We start from the raw sequence: 13,888 nt of genomic DNA, 5'->3' as shown, positions 1-13,888 counted from the left end.
GCACCATAGACTTGCTGCATGCCCTTGAATTCGCATGCCACCTTCACCGTCGAGTCCGCCGTCGAACTGGCCGTCGTTGAACGCAGCGGCTTTGTGGAGTCCCGGCACATCGGCTCCGCCGTCCTTATCTCCGGGGACGGCACAGTCGTCACCGAACTGGGCGACATCACCACCCCGATCTACGCCAGGTCCACGCTGAAGCCGTTGCAGGCTCTCGCCTCCATGCAGGCCGGCGTCCCGCTGCGCGGCGCGCAGGCAGCGATCGCCTGCGGCAGCCACGTCGGCTCGCTGGACCACATGGACGTCGTCGAGGGAATGCTCAAGGCCGCCGGCGTCAAGGAAGAGCAGCTCCTGTGCCCGGCCGCCTGGCCCGAGGATGAGACGGCCCGCAACTGGCTGGTCCGCTCCGACCGGGGCATGTCCAAGCTCGCCTTCAACTGCTCCGGGAAACACGCCGCGTTCCTCTGGGCCTGCACCGAGAACGGCTGGGACACCCACAGCTACCTCGAGCCCAACCACCCGCTGCAGCAGCGCATCCGCTCCGTGATCGAGGAATACTGCGGCGAAAACATCGCCCACCTCGGCATCGACGGCTGCGGCGCCCCCGTAGCTGCCGTCTCCCTGACCGGACTGGCCCGCGCCTTCTCCAAACTCGCCAAGGCCCCAGGGGACAAGAACTCCAACGCCCGCGCCGCCACGATCGCCACCTCGATGCTGGACTACCCATGGGCGGTGCAGGGCAAGGGCGAATGCAACACCATCGTCATGGACGATCTCGGCATCCTCGCGAAGATCGGCGCCGAGGGCGTGCTGGTGATGGCCACGCCTACCGGCGCCTCCGTCGCCATAAAGGTCCTCGACGGCAATATCCGGGCCACCACGCTCGTCGGCCTGACCCTGCTGGCGGCCGCCGGCGCCGTCGACGTCCCGGAAGTGGCCAGCGTCCTGGACAAAGTTGTTGCCCCCGTGCTCGGCGGCGGCCGGCCGGTGGGCAAGATCCGGCTCGGCCACGCCGTCTCGGCGCTGCTCGACTGACGCGGAGGCCGACGGCGGAGCCGCCCGCCTCACGAGGCAGGGCCTCCGGGCGCGCTGCCCTGACGCGGTTTGCGGACCGATTGCTGGACGAGGCCCTCCGGATCGGGCAGTCTTGATGGTTCCGGACGTTCGCTCCGGTTGCACGCCCGGACCCTGCTACCGAACGGAGCAGCATGGTGACTTCCGGCCAGCCCCCGGCGCCGCGGCTCCTGCCGCTCCTGGCCGCCGGCCTGACGCTGCTGGTTCTCGGCGCCGTCCCTTCCGCCGGTTCCCCGTCCGCGCTGCCCGCCGCCCCGACAGCCGGGCAACTCCCCGCCCAGGTGCCTTCCACCCCGGCGGCTGAGGGAACTGAACCGCCCGACGCCGGCGCGCCGGCCGTCACGCCGACATCCACGGCACCTCCACCCGAGCCACCCGCGGCATCCAGCCCCGCCGCCGGGACGGTGACCGTCTCCACCGCCGCCGAACTCAGCGCAGCCCTCGCGGCGGCCCGTCCGGGCCAGACCATCCGGCTCAACGACGGCGCCTACACCGGAAAATTCGTGGCCGCAGCATCCGGCACGGACGCGGCTCCCATAGCCCTGACCGGTTCCCGCGCTGCCGTCCTCAGCTCCGGGTCACTGAAATCCGGCTACGGGCTGCACATCACCGGCAGCTACTGGCAGGTCTCGGGCCTGTCCGTCGCGCAGTCCGCCAAGGGAATAGTCCTGGACGGATCCGCCCACACCGTCCTGAGCAACGTCGACGTCGGCAGTATCGGCAGCGAGGCAGTGCACTTCCGCGCCAACAGCACGGACTGCACCATCCGGGACTCGGAGATCCACGACACGGGCCTGGCCAAGCCTGGCTTTGGCGAGGGCATCTACGTGGGCAGCGCCAAGAGCAACTGGGAGACCGTGATGGGGTCCGCCACGACCCCTGACCGTTCGGAGCGGGCCCTGATCAGCAACAACCGCGTCTCCCGGACGGCTGCCGAAGGAATCGACATCAAGGAGGGCACCACGGGCGGCAGAGTCACCGGAAACAGCTTTTCCGAGGCGGGATTCTCCGGCGCCAACTCCGCCGATTCCTGGGTGGACGTCAAGGGCAACGGCTACACCGTGACCGGCAATTCCGGGTCAGGCACCAAGCTCGACGCCCTGCAGGTGCACAACGTCCTGGACGGCTGGGGCCGCGACAACGCCTTTTCAGGCAACACCGTGCAGGGCGGAGTGCCGGGCTACGAAGTCTGGATCCAGTCCGGGGACCTGGGCAACACCGTCCGGTGCCAGCCGAGCGCTGCGGTCCGGGGACTCACCAACATCACGTGCACGCCCTGACGGGGACCGCCAGGGCAATCCCGCAGCTCAGGCTGGAGTGCCGGTAGCGCCGTCGCGCGCGTCCTCCAGCAGAATGACCGTCCTCGCCTGGTAGGGCCGGCCCAGGGCGCGGTACTCCCAGCCCTTCGCGGTGTAGTCGCTGGCATCGAGGGCGTGCCGACCATCAACAATGAGCCGCCGGCGGACAAACCCCGCAAGGTAGTCCGGGTCAGCGTGGCGGAATTCCTCCCATTCGGTGAGCAGCGCCACCACATCAGCCTGGGCCACCGCCTCCTCCATCGACGCGACGTAGTTGAGGTCCGGGTAGAGCCGGTGGGCATTGGCATTGGCCTGGGGGTCGTAGACGGTCACCACGGCACCCTCCAGGTACAGGAGCCGCGCGACGTCGAGCGCCGGGGCGTCGCGCACGTCGTCGGAGTTCGGTTTGAAGGCCGCGCCGAGGGCCGCCACCCGCACGCCCGCGAGGGTCCCGCCGGCGAGTTCCCGGATCAGGTCCACCGTGCGGACGCGCCGCCGGTTGTTGATCGAATCGACTTCGCCCAGGAAGCTGACGGCCTGGCCCACGCCCAGCTCCTCGGCGCGGTGCCGGAAGGCACGGATGTCCTTGGGCAGGCAGCCGCCGCCGAATCCCAGTCCGGGCTTGAGGAACCGCCGGCCGATCCGGTCGTCAAGGCTCAGGGCCTGGGCCAGCAGGCTGACGTCGGCGCCGGTGGCTTCGCAAACCTCTGCCATGGCATTGATGAAGGAGATCTTCGTGGCCAGGAAGGAATTGGCGGCCACCTTGACCAGTTCCGCGGTGGACAGGTCGGTCACGATCAATGGAGTGCCGGTACTGAGGATCGGGGCGAAGACCGTGCGGAGCTGCCCCTCCGCCCACGCGGACTCCACCCCGAAGACGAGGCGGTCGGGGAAGAGGGTGTCCTGCACCGCGAATCCCTCGCGGAGGAATTCCGGGTTCCAGGCCAGCTCCAGTTCAGGCCCGATCGGCGAGATGTCCTTGACCATCCCGCTCAGCCGGGCCGCCGTTCCGATCGGAACGGTGGACTTGCCGACGAGCAAGGCCTTGCGGGTAATGCGCGCGGCCAGGGAACTGAAAGCCTCCTCGACGTAGCTCAGATCCGCGGCTCCCGACCCGGCGGCCTGCGGCGTGCCGACGCAGAGGAAGTGGACGTCGCCGAACTGCGCCACCTCGTCGAAATCGGTGGTGAAGTGCAGGCGGCCCGAGGCGAGGGCCTCGTCAAGTTTCTCGGGCAAGCCGGGTTCGAAAAAAGGGACACAGCCGGCGCAGAGCATGTCGATCTTGTTCCGGTCAACGTCGGCGCCGAGCACCTCGTAGCCCATGATCGCCATGCAGATGGCGTGCGTGGCTCCGAGGTATCCCGTGCCGGTGACGGTGACCCTGGGATTGGGCACAGCGGAGGACGGAGGGTGGCACATTGACTTCTCTCTTCCTAGGGGAAAGCACCCTGGCTGGCGTCGGCCGGCGCGATTGCGTCCGGACCGGTTTTTCTAGGCGGTTTTGCAGGGTTGGTTCGAGACGCCCTTTCCGGCCTGGGAGGCGCTGTTGCTGCATTCGACGACGTTGCCGCGCACCGGAGTCAGCGAATAGCCGAAGCCGGGTCCATTGACCTCGGCTGTGTTGTTCCGGAACACATTCCCGGTGCCCCAGCCGTCGACAATCTCATGGGTCTGAAATCCGTCCACCGGTGAATTTCGGCCGGAGTTATTGTCGATGGTCCAGTCATTGCCTTTCACATCCACCCAGGAGTCGGCGCCGGCAATACTGGAACCGTCGAAGCGGTTGTCGCGAACGATGCCCCCGGACGTTCCTTCCTTGATGTCAACACATTCTGCGGAAGTCCCGGAAATGTCATTTCCAGCGACCTCGTTGCGGTCGCTTTTATCCGGCCCGCAACCGCTGATGTCGCACCAGTTGCTTTCCGCCGAGCCGACGTAGACCCCTTCACCGAATTTCGGTTTCCGCAACCCGGTGTCCCGGATCGAATTCCCCAAAACTTTGTTGTCGGTGCTGAATTTCCTGAGGTGGATGGCTTCGTCGCCGGTGCTGCTGACATCGAGGCCCCGCAGTACTGAGTGCGTCGTTTCATCGACCATCACGCCCTTCTGCCCATTGCGTACGGCGAAACCCTGGAGCACCCAGTGGGATGCCCGGTTGAGGTGGAGCACGTAGCCGTCGTCGAGCCGTCCGCCGTCGAGGATGCTGCCAGCCGTGCCGCAGAGCATTACCGGCTGGCCTTCCGCCCCGTTTCCGGTGGCGGTGAAGTTGCCCGCATAGACACCTGGCCTGAGGCCGATGACGGATCCGGGCGCGGGGTTCATCAGGGCTGCCTGAAGTTCCGCCGCGCTCGCCACGGTGACGGTGGCCGCCGGGCAGTCCCCGCCGGGCGGCGCGGCGGTGGGCCCCGGCGGCCCCGCTGGCCCCGCTGGCCCCGGCGGCCCGGCTGACCCCGGCGGCCCGCTTGACCCCGGCGGCCCAGGCGATACGGTGCCGCGCCCGGAGTCGGCACCGCTCTCAACGCCGCCTGGGCCGGAGGAACCTGCCATGTTGCCCGCGGCAAGCCAGGTCGCTGCCCCGATCACCGCGGCAGCCAGCAGGGCAAGGGCCATCAGCCAGGGGCGGGCCGGGGTCATGGCCGGCTTCATTGCCGCAGTCCTGCGGCGTCGTCGGGAACCACGAATCCCCGGCTGAGCGTGGTGAGCGGCACCCGTTCTTCGTAGGGGCTCCGGATCTGTGCCGTCCTCTTCTTCCGGACCACGGCGGTGAGCAGCAGCAGGCCGCCGAGCGCGAACCACACCAGGGTCAGCGGCTGGAACATGGACCCTACGGCTTTGTCCACGGTGTAGGCCGGCGCCCACCCCAGCAGGTTGTTCTCCGTGACGGCGGCACCGGCGGCCCCCTCCGCCCAGATGGCCGCACTGCCCTGGCCGGCCACCGTGTTCCCTGCGACGATGGTGCCGCCCACCTCTCCAACAAGAGTGATTCCGTGGTTCGATATGGAGCCCAGCGTATTCGCGGTGATGTCGGCCCGGGCGTTCCGGACGTAGATTCCGGTGTCCCCGCCGGTGATGGTGTTCCGGTACACCGCCGCAGAGGCGTGCGCGTCCCGGACCGCCACGGCCTGGAGCCGCTGGTCCCTGAACTCGTTCCGGCTGATGCCGACGCCGCTGGCGCCGTGGTTGACCACCACCCCCACCTCGTTGGCAGCAATGCGGTTGTTCTCGACGTCGAGGTTGCTGCCGCCGCTGAGCTCTATCCCGTACCGGGCGTTTCCCACCACCGAGCTTTCCGTCACGCGGTTGCCGCCGTAGGGAATCACGGCAGTGCCGACGGCGTTGGGCCCGTCTGCGAGGGGCCGGCCGTCGAATGAAATTCCGTTGCGGCCGTTGCGCTCCGCCGTGACCTCCTCCATCAGGACCCGCGTGGTGGAGCTGGCCACCGTGAAGCCATCCACAGCGTTGTCCGATGATCGTGTCCGGGTGATCTGCGCATCGGTGACGGCGCGGTGCAGGACAAGGCCGTCCACGAGGCTCCCGGTGATGGCCGAGTCCTCGATGATGATGTCCCGGGCGTTGGAGACAAACAGGCCGAAGGCGTTGCCGTCGATGGTGACGTCATCGATGCCGGCGGTCACCACGCTGTATTCCTGTTCCCTGGCGGCCCAGGCGGACAGGGCGTCCTCGGGAAGCACCTGCGCCCCGCCGGCGGCAGCTGCCTCTGTGGCCTGCTCCGCCGTGGGCGGACCGCTTTGGAACGCCCCGACGTCGTCCGTTCCGGTCAGTGAGAGGCCGCCGGTGTTGCCGCTCCAGAACCCCAGGTTGGAGATGTTGGCGCGGGCCAGCGAGGCATGTCCGCCAAGGACTCGGATGTAAGCGCGGCCGTCAGCGGTGCTCGTGTCGATGGCCTGCTCCGCGCTGTCCCAGCTGGTGACGCGGACGTCCGCCGTCGCCGAGCCGGCCACTGTGAGGGACCCGCCCAGGGCAACAATGGAGACGAAGTGGTCCCGGGTGCTCTCCAGCCGGATGTCGAGTCCCTCCGGGCTGTCGGGGGCGAGCAGGGAAAGATTCGCCCCCGGCAGGACGACGACGCTCTCGGACAGGACGTAGGCGCCGTCCGGCTGACGGACAAAGCCCTTGGGCGTGAGGACCTCGAGATCGGCCAGGGTGTACGGTTCGGGCCGGGCCGGCAGAACCAGGGTGTAGGTGGAGCCGGTGCGGAGGCGGAAGGCGCCCTCCAGCCCGTCCACCCGCCACCGGGCGACCGAAGCGACGGTGCGCACGTAGATGAGCCGTTCGTCTTCGCGTTCAACGAGCTGCGCTTCGCGGGCCGGATCCCCGGGGTAGATTTCGCCCTGGACGTTGCCGTTGGCCGCGATCTCGTTCCGGCCCACGGGATCGAGCGGGCGCTGGTTGAACAGCCTGTCGGCCTGCAGGATCAGCGTGCCGGACCCCGCGAGGAGCACGGCGGCGAGGGTGACGAGCAGTCCCTGCCTGGTGGGTCTCATGTCGAGGCCGCCCCCGGCGCCAGGCTCCGGGCGTCCTGGCCGTCGCCGCCGACCTGGTCCGTGTGCCGGGTGAGCCAGCCCTGCCTGTTCATCGTGGCGAAGGCGTATACCTTGATGGGCAGCGCAACCAGGATCACTGTGAGGGCGAAGACGGGCAGGATCAGGAGGTCCTTTGGCTCCCGGCGCAGGTGGGAGATGCCCCGGATGCCCCGGCCCAGCAGCAGCCAGCACGCGGCGGCCGCGAAACCCAGCGGCGTCGGGTCCAGCCGGTTGAAGACCAGGTAGAAGACCGTCAGCCCCATGGTCACGGGCGTCAAGAGGATCTGCAGCACTGTCACTTTGGTGACGAACGGGACGCGCCACAGCCAGCCCATGGCGATCGCCGTCAGGTAGCAGCGGTAGGAGTTCCGGCTCCAGCGGACCCGCTGCTTGACGAAGGCGCCGAAGGTCGACGGAAACATGGACAGTGCCTGCGCGGTGGACTGGTGGACCGTCCTGTACCCGGAGGCCAGGACCAGCCAGGTCAGGCGGCCGTCGTCGCCGGAGATGCACCGGCGGCCCATGAAGTACTCGTTTTCCAGATGCTCCAGGACCAGCATCACGGCTTCACGGCGGTAGACGGCCGTCCGGCCCGAAATGCACGGCACCGCCCCGGCGCGGCCCATCGCCGGCACGTAGTCGAGATACCTGAGGTTGACCATCCAGTCCGCGATGCGCCGCCAGATGCTTGTGTCCCGCTGGTAGACGTTCTGGTGCGTGCCGACGGCGCCGACCCGGGGATCAGCGAACGGCATCTGGACGTTCCGGAGCAGGTCCGGTTTCCACCAGGTGTCGGAATCCGTGAGCACCAGGAGGTCGTATTGGGCGAGCCGCACACCGGCGCCCAGGGCTGACCGCTTGCCCACGTGGTGGAACAGCACCGGCCTGATGGTTTTGTCCCCCAGCGCCGTGATGCGGCGGTACGCCTCGAGATCCTCGACGTCGAGGACAATGATGATCTCGTCAGGCCGCTGCTGACGCCAGGATTCGAGGGCGCTCATGAGGATGTCGGGATCCTCGTGGAAGGACGGGACGATCACGGAGGTCGTGGCCTCGAAATCGTTCACCACCGGCCGGGCCCGGTGCGAGAGAATTAAGCGGTACAGCCACAGGCCCCAGACAATGGCTCCGGCCACGGCCACGGGAAAGTATGGTGATGCCTCGGTGTAGAAATCGCTGAGGGCGGACCAATCGAATGTGGTTTTGGTTTGATTTTGCGGAATATTAAAAGAACGCATAATCGGCCTTCACTGCGGTGCGAATGAGAGAAGGGACGCTAAAGACTATTGCCCCCCAATGTCGTTCGATGCGCCGTTCGATGCAATAAGTGCCACTACTTCCGGCCAGGTGTCCTGCGCCGCGCCCGACGAACCACTTTGTGGCCCCGTCCGCGCCGTCCGTTTGCCGCCGTCACTTCGGCTGGCTGCACTTCGAGCATGGGCTTACGGCGGCAAGCCACGCTAGGGATTTACGTACGCGATTAGCAGGGCGCCCTACTGGTATTTGCGTGGGGCATTACCTAGGTCCAATTGAGGGTAGCTACTCGCTTTCACTGCTACTAATGGCCGAATAGTTGTCAAGGGTGTTTACAGGTTGTGAATTGCGTGAGGGGTAGGGTGGAATAGGCAACCGCCCGGCGGCCCTCAACAGAGGCGTCGGCCGCGTTAGCTGCTTTGCGACAGACAGGAGGCAAATTAATGGTTGTACAACGCCGCCGGATAGCCCTCGATGAGGGCCGCGCGGCCCTCGCAGCGTGGCAGGCAGCCAATACCCGCGTGCCGGATTCCGCCGGAAGTGATGCCCCGGAAACGGGCGCATCTGTCCCCCGCAGCACTCTTGCGACGGCGGTCCGCTACACCCTGGAGGAGGTCACCGCGCGGGCGCCCGGGAACTCGGTGGAAGTGCGGGTTCCGCCCTTCGGCGTGACCCAGTGCGTGGAGGGCCCGCGACATACCCGCGGCACTCCCCCGAATGTCATTGAGTGCGACGCCGCCACCTGGCTCGCGATGGTCAGCGGGCACCTGAGCTGGGCAGACGCCGTCGACGCCGGACGCGTGGCCGCCTCGGGGCTGCGCGCCGACCTGTCCGGGCTGCTGCCGCTGTGAGCGGGCCGGCCTCCCCGGCTAACCGCGTCCGATAAACGGCATCCCGGCGGCCGTGATCACTAGGGACCCGACGCTGGCGGACGGCGGCATCCCGGCCATCAGCAACACCGCGCGGGCGGCGTCGTCCACCGGGAAGGTCGGCTCAACACGGCTGCTGCCGTCGGCCTGAACGGCCCCGGAGCCGACGCCGATCGTGTCCATCAGCTCCGTGGCCGTGTTGCCGATATCGATCTGCCCGCACGTGATGCCGAAGCCGCGGCCGTCGAGTTCGATGCTCTTGGTCAGCCCCGTCATGGCGTGTTTGGTGACTGTGTAGGCCACGGTCCGGGGCCGGGGTGAGTGCGCGGCGATCGATCCGTTGTTGATGATCCGCCCGCCCTGCGGCGACTGCGCCTTCATGGCCCGTACGGCGGCAGCGGCGCACAGCATGGAGCCGGTCAGGTTCACCGCCACGGTGGCGTCCCAGTCCGCGAGGCTGATCTCGTCCACGGAGGCGGCCGGACCGAACACACCGGCGTTGTTGAAGAGCACATCCACACGGCCCCAGTGCTGGAGGGCCGCGGCGAAAAGCCGCTCGACGTCGTCGGGCACGGTGATATCGCACGGCACGGCGAGCGCCTGGGCATGTCCCGCGCCGGTCTCCAGCAGCTGCGCTTCCCGCCGGCCCGCCAGCACCACCCTGTACCCGTCGGCGAGCATGAGCCGGGCTACCGCCCGGCCGATCCCCGATCCGGCGCCGGTGACTATGGCTACGCGGCCGGGCAGGTGCTGTCGTGTCATGCGGCTAGCGTATGCCGAGTTCGCATTTCACGGCAGTGTTCCGCGCCAACATTGCGGCCAAGTGTCATCTCGCGGAGGTCTGGCCGTGCCCGCGCCGAGGGGTACGGCGGCCGGCACGAAAGCCCGACCAGAACGCCAGCACCAACAGGCCCACTCCGGTCAGCACCACGCCCGTCCACTTCTCCCTGTCCATGATCAGCATGCCCTGCGGGACGAAGGTCTGCTGGGACAGCGGGGCGTAGGCAAACCAGCCGAAACTCTCCTGCCGGACGGGCACCGACAACAGGACGACTCCCGCCAACATCAGGGCCAGGGCCACGAGCGGCACAGCCACCCGGGCCAGCCGTGTGGCGCGCGACGGCCCGGATTGCCTGTCCCCTGCCGGACCGTCCCCTACTGGGACGTCCCCTGCTGCATCGTCCCCCGATGGATTCATGGGAACACTGTAACCGCCGGCGGCCCCGCTAGCTCCGCTGGACGCGGGCGGCGAGCTGTCCGATGACGCTGTCCCGGAGGTTCTCCAGCAGCGCCCGCGGACCCGGATAAATTTCGACGGCGCCGGCGTCCCGCAGTTCCGCCTCGCTGGTGCCACCGCAGGTCAGGCCGATGGCGGGGACGCCGAGCTTGCCGGCGGCATAGACGTCCCACACGGCGTCGCCTACGTAGACGGCGTCCGCGGCCGGCACACCCACGGCGGCGAGGGCGGCGACGAGGATGTCCGGTGCCGGCTTGCTCTCCTTCGCGTCAGCAGAGCAGGTGGCGGCGTCTATGAAGGCATCGGCGCCGATCGTGGCGCGGAGCACTTCAAGGTCGCGTTCCCGGGCGGAGGATGCCAGCGCGACGGCGAGCCCGCCATCGTGGCAGCGAGCCAGCAGTTCGCGGGCGCCGTCCAGCGGGCGCAGGGCGGGCCAGAAGGTGGAGAACACGGCGGCGTGCGAGGTCATGATGGTGCTGTCCTCGCCGGTGTCCCGGTCGGCGGGCAGCAGTTTGGCGAGTATCCTGTCCCCGCCCATCCCGACCGAGCGGTGGATGCTCGCCATCGGAACGTCGTACCCGGCCTGCCGGAAGGCCTGCAACCAGGCCATGGTGTGGAGGTACGTCGAGTCGACCAGGGTGCCGTCGACGTCGAAGAGCACGGCGCCCTTGCGTCCGGAGCGGGGTGTCGTGGCGGTCATAGAGTCTGCGGGGCCCGCGCCGAGGGGGCCGTCCGGATTCGAGTCAGTGATGAGCCCGCGCCCGCTTTCCGGCGGCCAGCGATCCGCCGGACAGGGTGGTTCCGCGGCTGGTGCCTCCCGCGGTCCGTCGGTTCATCCTCGTCAGGAATCCCGCGGGTGCGGCCTGCCCGCCGGCGCTGCGGTCCCGGATGAGCCCCGTGCCGGCAATTTCGCGGGCCTGGGCGATACCGGCGACGGCTGCCCTCTTGGTGGGAAAGGTGACTGTGACAGCCATCAGGGTGCCTGCCCCGTCAAGCATGCGGATCCGGTAGCCGCCGTCGGGCGCGTCCACGAGTTCGAAATATCCAGCCATCGCACACTCCTCTATCCTCTACCCCACGCTGGGATATTAGTAAGTATACTTATCTAAGGTCTGGACGAACACCATCGTAAGCTTCAACTGCCCGCGCAGCCTTCTGGTCAACGGCCCGGGAGCGGTGTGTCGCTGCGGCGTGCGCCGTCTTCATGCAGTTCCAGCGCGCTCATCACGAGCGCGAAGTGGCTGAAGGCCTGGGGGGTGTTTCCCAGCTGCCTTCCGTCCTCGACGCTCCATTCCTCGCTGAGGAGCCCGACGTCGTTGCGTAGCGCCAGGAGCCGCTCGAACAGTTCGCGGGCCTCGTGGTGCCGGCCGGCCCCCAGGAGGGCCTCGACGAGCCAGAACGAACAGGCGAGGAACACCCCCTCCCCGCCGGGCAGGCCGTCGTCGGATTCGGCCGGTTTGTAGCGCCGCAGGAATCCGTCGTGGGTGAGTTCACGCTGAACTGCGTCAATCGTGCCGAGCATGCGCGGGTCATCCGGGGGCAGGAACCCGACGCGCGCGATGAGCAGCAGGCTCGCGTCGAGCTCGGGCCGCCCGTAAGACTGCACGAACGTATTTCGTGCGGCATCGAAGCCCTTGGCCATGACGTCCGCGTGGATGGTGTCCCGGAGTTCCTCCCAGCGGTCCGCCGGTCCGGGCAGCCCGAAGTCCCGGACGCCCTTGACCATCCGGTCGGCTGCCACCCACGCCATCACCTTGGAGTGGGTGAAGTGCCGCCGCGGCCCGCGCATCTCCCAGAGCCCGTTGTCGGGCTCCTCCCAGGCGGTCTCCAGGTGGTCCATCAAGGCCAGCTGCACGTCCCAGGACTCGTCGGTGCTGGTCAGTAGCGAATTCCGGGTCAGGGACAAACAGTCCAGCACCTCCCCCCAGACATCAAGCTGCAGCTGTCCGGCCGCGCCGTTCCCGATCCGGACCGGGGCGGAGTCCTCGTATCCCCGCAGCCAGTGCAGCTCCATCTCGGGCAGGCGGCGCTCGCCGTGGATGCCGTACATGATTTGCAGATCCTTGGGGTCTCCCGCCACTGCCCGCAGCAGCCAGTCGCGCCAGGAGGCGGCCTCCTCCGTGTACCCCGCCGCGAGCAGCGCCTGGAGCGTCAGGGTGGCGTCGCGGAGCCAGCAGAAGCGGTAGTCCCAGTTACGTTCGCCGCCCAGTTCCTCCGGCAGGGAGGTCGTCACGGCCGCCACGATTCCTCCGGTGGGGGCGAACGTCAGCGCTTTCAGCGTGATCAGGGAGCGCTGCACGGCCGCACGGTAAGGCCCGGTGACTGTGCACTTTGCTGACCAGTGCCGCCAGAACGCCTCGGTGGACGCCAGGACCTGCTCCGGGTCCACCGCGCGGGGACGGCCCAGGTGGCTCGGGGTCCAGGTCAGGACGAACGGCACGCGGTCCCCTGTTTTGACGGTGAAGTCGCTGATGGTCTGCAGGCGTTCGCCCCGCAGGGGCGCTTCGGTCACCAGGTACGCGGCATCGGGGCCGGCCACCGCGTGGATCCCGTGCTCGTCGTGGCGGACCCAGGGCACGATGTGGCCGTAGTCGAAACGCAGGATCAGCTCACCGCGCATCCTGACTGTTCCTCGGATGCCCACCACAACCCGCACGATGTCCGCCACTCCGTCGCGTGGAGGCATGAGATCGATGACCTTGACCTTTCCGGAGGGTGTCTCCCACTCGGTTTCCAGGATCAGAGTGCCTTTGCGGTAGTGCCTGCGGGTGCATTCACCGCCGCCCTCCGGCGCCAGCAGCCAGCGCCCGGCCCTGGGCGTGTCCAGCAGGGCGTTGAAGCAGGCCGGCGAGTCGAACCGCGGCAGGCAGAGCCAATCGATCGAGCCCCCGGTGCTGATCAGGGCCGCGGTGTGCAGATCGCCGACCAGTGCGTAATCCTCAATGCGCGCCATGGGCTTACAGTGCCACACCCGATTCCCTGGGGACTAGGATCCGTAGATGCTGATACGCACTTCGGAGCTTCGTCCCTGCAAGTCTCGGCCCTCGGCTTCGGCGCCGGGCACATCGGCAAAGTCCGGGTCCCCGGTTACAGCGGCGCGAACGAGGCACTCGCTTGGGCGGCCAGCGCCGGAGTCTTAGTTGCCATGCAGTCCGACGACTGGCAGGGAACCGCCCTCCGCTTCTCGGCATTCACCCCCGGGGTGAGCACGGCGATTGTGGGGACCTCCCGGACCGCGAATCTCGAGGCCGCGGCAGCCGCCGTCGAGCGCGGACCGCTGCCGGTCACTGAGCGGGCGCGCTGGGAGAACGCCTTCGCCCCGCGGGCCGGAGTGTGGGCGGGGGAAGTCTAGGCAGGCAAAGCCAGACGGGACGGACGAGATGGACAACGGCCACCACGGAACAGTGCACATCGGGACCAGCGGGTGGAGCTATGACCACTGGGAGAATGTGCTCTACCCGCCGGGGCTGCCGGCGAAGGATCGGCTGGCGCACTACGCTGCCCGCTTCACCACGTTGGAGCTCAACGCCAGCTTTTACCGCTGGCCCCGCGACACCTCCTTCGCCGGCTGGCGTCAACGGCTTCCGAATGGTTTCCTGCTGTCCGTCAAGG

At 68.1% G+C, this 13,888-nt stretch carries 14 protein-coding genes; 5 read left to right on the top strand and 9 right to left on the bottom strand.

The features are described 5' to 3' along the window. Positions 1–18 precede the first annotated feature (18 nt). Positions 19–1,035 (top strand): asparaginase, encoded by a 1,017-nt coding sequence (locus AC1DF4_RS00070; protein ID WP_476910993.1) that lies wholly within the window; start codon positions 19–21, stop codon positions 1,033–1,035. Positions 1,036–1,208: 173 nt separating this feature from the next. Continuing rightward, positions 1,209–2,354 (top strand): right-handed parallel beta-helix repeat-containing protein, encoded by a 1,146-nt coding sequence (locus tag AC1DF4_RS00065; RefSeq protein WP_476910992.1) that lies wholly within the window; start codon positions 1,209–1,211, stop codon positions 2,352–2,354. A gap of 27 nt (positions 2,355–2,381) precedes the next feature. Here the strand turns inward: AC1DF4_RS00065 and AC1DF4_RS00060 are convergent, their stop codons facing one another. The 4 genes from AC1DF4_RS00060 to AC1DF4_RS00045 all read right to left on the bottom strand — a co-directional run bounded on the left by AC1DF4_RS00060 (position 2,382) and on the right by AC1DF4_RS00045 (position 8,154). Then, positions 2,382–3,791 carry a UDP-glucose dehydrogenase family protein gene (locus tag AC1DF4_RS00060; protein WP_476910991.1) on the bottom strand — a complete coding sequence of 470 codons (1,410 nt, stop codon included), beginning with the start codon at positions 3,789–3,791 and terminating at the stop codon, positions 2,382–2,384. A gap of 72 nt (positions 3,792–3,863) precedes the next feature. Next, positions 3,864–5,018, bottom strand: a complete 1,155-nt coding sequence (locus tag AC1DF4_RS00055; RefSeq protein WP_476910990.1) for a right-handed parallel beta-helix repeat-containing protein — start codon at positions 5,016–5,018, stop codon at positions 3,864–3,866. Further along, the gene (locus AC1DF4_RS00050; protein WP_476910989.1) at positions 5,015–6,877 is read right to left on the bottom strand and encodes a right-handed parallel beta-helix repeat-containing protein; all 1,863 of its coding nucleotides are present in this window, start codon (positions 6,875–6,877) and stop codon (positions 5,015–5,017) included. The genes AC1DF4_RS00055 and AC1DF4_RS00050 overlap by 4 nt, the downstream gene beginning before the upstream one ends. Continuing rightward, positions 6,874–8,154, bottom strand: a complete 1,281-nt coding sequence (locus tag AC1DF4_RS00045) for a glycosyltransferase (protein ID WP_476910988.1) — start codon at positions 8,152–8,154, stop codon at positions 6,874–6,876. The genes AC1DF4_RS00050 and AC1DF4_RS00045 overlap by 4 nt, the downstream gene beginning before the upstream one ends. Before the next feature lie 459 nt (positions 8,155–8,613). Between AC1DF4_RS00045 and AC1DF4_RS00040 the strand changes: the two genes are divergently transcribed. Then, positions 8,614–9,021: a sterol carrier family protein gene (locus AC1DF4_RS00040; RefSeq protein ID WP_476910987.1), complete on the top strand. Its 408-nt coding sequence runs from the start codon at positions 8,614–8,616 to the stop codon at positions 9,019–9,021. Between the two features lie 18 nt (positions 9,022–9,039). Here AC1DF4_RS00040 and AC1DF4_RS00035 read toward each other — a convergent pair whose 3' ends face one another. The 5 genes from AC1DF4_RS00035 to AC1DF4_RS00015 all read right to left on the bottom strand — a co-directional run bounded on the left by AC1DF4_RS00035 (position 9,040) and on the right by AC1DF4_RS00015 (position 13,229). Further along, a complete protein-coding gene (locus AC1DF4_RS00035; RefSeq protein WP_476910986.1) occupies positions 9,040–9,801 on the bottom strand; it encodes an SDR family oxidoreductase in 762 nt (253 codons plus the stop codon). A gap of 64 nt (positions 9,802–9,865) precedes the next feature. Then, positions 9,866–10,237, bottom strand: a complete 372-nt coding sequence (locus AC1DF4_RS00030; RefSeq protein ID WP_476910985.1) for a hypothetical protein — start codon at positions 10,235–10,237, stop codon at positions 9,866–9,868. 28 nt (positions 10,238–10,265) lie between these two features. After that, positions 10,266–10,976 (bottom strand): HAD family hydrolase, encoded by a 711-nt coding sequence (locus tag AC1DF4_RS00025; protein ID WP_476910984.1) that lies wholly within the window; start codon positions 10,974–10,976, stop codon positions 10,266–10,268. A 43-nt stretch (positions 10,977–11,019) separates the two neighbouring features. Continuing rightward, positions 11,020–11,328, bottom strand: coding sequence for a YegP family protein (locus tag AC1DF4_RS00020; protein WP_476910983.1), 309 nt, complete (start codon positions 11,326–11,328; stop codon positions 11,020–11,022). Positions 11,329–11,435: 107 nt separating this feature from the next. Then, complete coding sequence (locus tag AC1DF4_RS00015; RefSeq protein WP_476910982.1) at positions 11,436–13,229, bottom strand: glycoside hydrolase family 15 protein; 1,794 nt, start codon at positions 13,227–13,229, stop codon at positions 11,436–11,438. A 9-nt stretch (positions 13,230–13,238) separates the two neighbouring features. Here AC1DF4_RS00015 and AC1DF4_RS00010 point away from each other — a divergent pair, with 9 nt between their 5' ends. Together AC1DF4_RS00010 and AC1DF4_RS00005 are read left to right on the top strand one after the other, a co-directional pair. Next, positions 13,239–13,628 (top strand): hypothetical protein, encoded by a 390-nt coding sequence (locus AC1DF4_RS00010; protein WP_476910981.1) that lies wholly within the window; start codon positions 13,239–13,241, stop codon positions 13,626–13,628. Positions 13,629–13,656: 28 nt separating this feature from the next. Next, positions 13,657–13,888, top strand: a 232-nt coding sequence (locus AC1DF4_RS00005; RefSeq protein WP_476910980.1) for a DUF72 domain-containing protein, incomplete at its 3' end; no start/stop codon positions are given.

The organism is Arthrobacter sp. 05N429 (assembly GCF_056397045.1).
The sequence above is the reverse complement of the archived record's forward strand: the minus strand, read 5'-3'. Positions and strand labels throughout refer to the sequence as shown.

Coding starts and splice junctions, on each gene's coding strand:
- AC1DF4_RS00070 (WP_476910993.1), top strand. CDS start 19: ATGCCCTTGAATTCGCATGCCACCTTCACCGTCGAGTCCGCCGTCGAA.
- AC1DF4_RS00065 (WP_476910992.1), top strand. CDS start 1,209: ATGGTGACTTCCGGCCAGCCCCCGGCGCCGCGGCTCCTGCCGCTCCTG.
- AC1DF4_RS00060 (WP_476910991.1), bottom strand. CDS start 3,791: ATGTGCCACCCTCCGTCCTCCGCTGTGCCCAATCCCAGGGTCACCGTC.
- AC1DF4_RS00055 (WP_476910990.1), bottom strand. CDS start 5,018: ATGAAGCCGGCCATGACCCCGGCCCGCCCCTGGCTGATGGCCCTTGCC.
- AC1DF4_RS00050 (WP_476910989.1), bottom strand. CDS start 6,877: ATGAGACCCACCAGGCAGGGACTGCTCGTCACCCTCGCCGCCGTGCTC.
- AC1DF4_RS00045 (WP_476910988.1), bottom strand. CDS start 8,154: ATGCGTTCTTTTAATATTCCGCAAAATCAAACCAAAACCACATTCGAT.
- AC1DF4_RS00040 (WP_476910987.1), top strand. CDS start 8,614: ATGGTTGTACAACGCCGCCGGATAGCCCTCGATGAGGGCCGCGCGGCC.
- AC1DF4_RS00035 (WP_476910986.1), bottom strand. CDS start 9,801: ATGACACGACAGCACCTGCCCGGCCGCGTAGCCATAGTCACCGGCGCC.
- AC1DF4_RS00030 (WP_476910985.1), bottom strand. CDS start 10,237: ATGAATCCATCGGGGGACGATGCAGCAGGGGACGTCCCAGTAGGGGAC.
- AC1DF4_RS00025 (WP_476910984.1), bottom strand. CDS start 10,976: ATGACCGCCACGACACCCCGCTCCGGACGCAAGGGCGCCGTGCTCTTC.
- AC1DF4_RS00020 (WP_476910983.1), bottom strand. CDS start 11,328: ATGGCTGGATATTTCGAACTCGTGGACGCGCCCGACGGCGGCTACCGG.
- AC1DF4_RS00015 (WP_476910982.1), bottom strand. CDS start 13,229: ATGGCGCGCATTGAGGATTACGCACTGGTCGGCGATCTGCACACCGCG.